This window comes from Candidatus Palibaumannia cicadellinicola (assembly GCF_002855795.1).
GTDB lineage: Bacteria > Pseudomonadota > Gammaproteobacteria > Enterobacterales > Enterobacteriaceae > Baumannia > Baumannia cicadellinicola_C.
The window spans coordinates 1-1,988 of record NZ_NJPO01000085.1 but is presented as its reverse complement, the minus strand read 5'-3'; the positions used below and the strand labels follow the sequence as shown (position 1 = coordinate 1,988).

The 1,988-nt window shown below is 39.5% G+C and carries 3 protein-coding genes; all 3 read right to left on the bottom strand.

The genetic code is table 11. The annotated features are described in order from the left end of the window. On the bottom strand, positions 1–274 hold a 274-nt coding region (gene minE, locus CEX73_RS01730; RefSeq protein WP_101626880.1), incomplete at its 3' end, for a cell division topological specificity factor MinE. A gap of 3 nt (positions 275–277) precedes the next feature. Further along, a complete protein-coding gene (gene minD / locus CEX73_RS01725; RefSeq protein WP_101626879.1) occupies positions 278–1,090 on the bottom strand; it encodes a septum site-determining protein MinD in 813 nt (270 codons plus the stop codon). Between the two features lie 15 nt (positions 1,091–1,105). Then, positions 1,106–1,777, bottom strand: a complete 672-nt coding sequence (gene minC, locus CEX73_RS01720; RefSeq protein ID WP_101626878.1) for a septum site-determining protein MinC — start codon at positions 1,775–1,777, stop codon at positions 1,106–1,108. Positions 1,778–1,988 lie beyond the last annotated feature (211 nt).

Here is a 1,988-nt window from a genome sequence, read left to right as displayed (position 1 = left end):
ATTTATGTTGATATCTTACTTTGGCTTCCGGTAGCATCACGTTAACCTCTAGGAGAGAAATATCACCCTTCTTAATTTCTAGCTGCACAGAAAGTAACTCTGGAGAACTTGAGATATATTTACAAAGTACTTTAAGCAAATCGCATTTTAGCTGTGGCAGGTAATTGGGTGTTTTACCGCTTCGTCGTTGCTCCGCAACGATAATTTGTAATCTTTCCTTAGCTATTTTTGCGGTGGTTTGTTTACGAGATAGAAAACAATTTAATAATTCCATAATTTATCCACCAAAAAGGCGTTTCAGAAATCCCTTATTCTCTTCTTCAATAAAGCGTAAGGGACGTTCATATCCTAACAGGCGATCAACCATATCAGAATAGGCCTGCCCAGCATCAGACTCTGTATCGAGAATCACCGGATGACCTTGATTAGAGGAACGTAAAACTGACGAATCTTCCGGTATCACACCTACCAGCGGTATTCTTAGTATGTCTATTACGTCTTCCATACTTAGCATATCACCACGGTTAACTCGACCAGGATCGTAGCGCGTTAGCAACAAGTGCTCCTTAATTGGAGCCATATTTTGTTCTGCGCGGCGAGATTTAGAAGACAAAATACCTAAGATACGATCTGAGTCCCGGACCGATGATACTTCTGGATTAGTGGTAATAATAGCTTCATCGGCAAAGTAAAGCGCCATTAATGCACCATTTTCAATTCCCGCTGGTGAATCACATACCATGAAGTCGAAACCCATGTCATTCAAATTCTTTAGTACTGTTTCCACGCAAGAACGAGTAAGTACGTCTTTATCACGTGTCTGAGATGCCGGTAAAATATAAAGATTTTCGGTACGTTTATCTTTTATTAGCGCCTGATTAATAGTCGCATCACCTTGGATAACATTAACGAAGTCATACACGACTCTACGTTCGCAACCCATAATTAAATCTAGGTTTCGTAAACCAATATCAAAATCTATCACCACTGTTTTTTTCTTTTTACGTGCTAAACCAGTAGCAATAGCTGCGCTAGATGTGGTTTTACCAACGCCCCCTTTACCTGAAGTAACAACTATAATGCGTGCCATAAAATGATTCCTTTGTCAAGGGATTAAAGGTTTAATGGAAAGTGCACCGTAGTGCAGGTAAATACGCCCAGCTTTACCTGAAAACTCTGCTGGTATTTGATCGCTGAGCCAATATTCCCCGGCAATAGAGACTAGTTCTGGTGATAGATTGCTGCAGAAAATTTGACACTCTCCGTCTCCCGATGCCCCGGCTAACGCATGACCCCGCATCATGCCATAAATATGAATATGACCATCTGCAATTAGTTCTGCACCTGCGCTTACGCTATTTATTATAATTAAATCACTGTTGCGCGCATAAATCTGTTGTCCAGAACGTACCGGAGTATTAATAAGTCGTGTTTTAACAAGAGATAATGTAGATTGTTCTGACTTAAATGCTTTGCCTTCGTTCAGCAACGGCAGTCCGCTACGAATAATTTTATTTTTTAGGGTAGAATCGTTACAGCCGCTAACCGCGACTACATGTAGCCCCGTTGCTAATACCGCCTGGGACAACTCTATCCAATTACATTCTCTGTCAAGACTAGCAACATTGATAATAACCGGCGCATTTTGTAGTAATTGAGGTGCTTGTTTTACTTTTTCTTGTATTGCCCGACTAATTTCTTCTGGCGACGCATCATAAAGATGAATAACTGATAAAGTAAAACTACTGCCTTTTAGATCAATAGGCTTTTGTGTCATCTATTCTGACTCAGATTTATACATATATATTTTCCAGTTCTGTTGATTGACTGGATGCAAGATTTAATGATTTTATCGTACTGCATGCATGTTATAAGTACAATTATATCGATACAATACACTAAGCAATGTAAACGTCGGAACACAAAATCTTTGTTATGATTGAGAAACTGTTAAAGTAGTAGCGCTAGATATAACAAAGTTAGCTGGC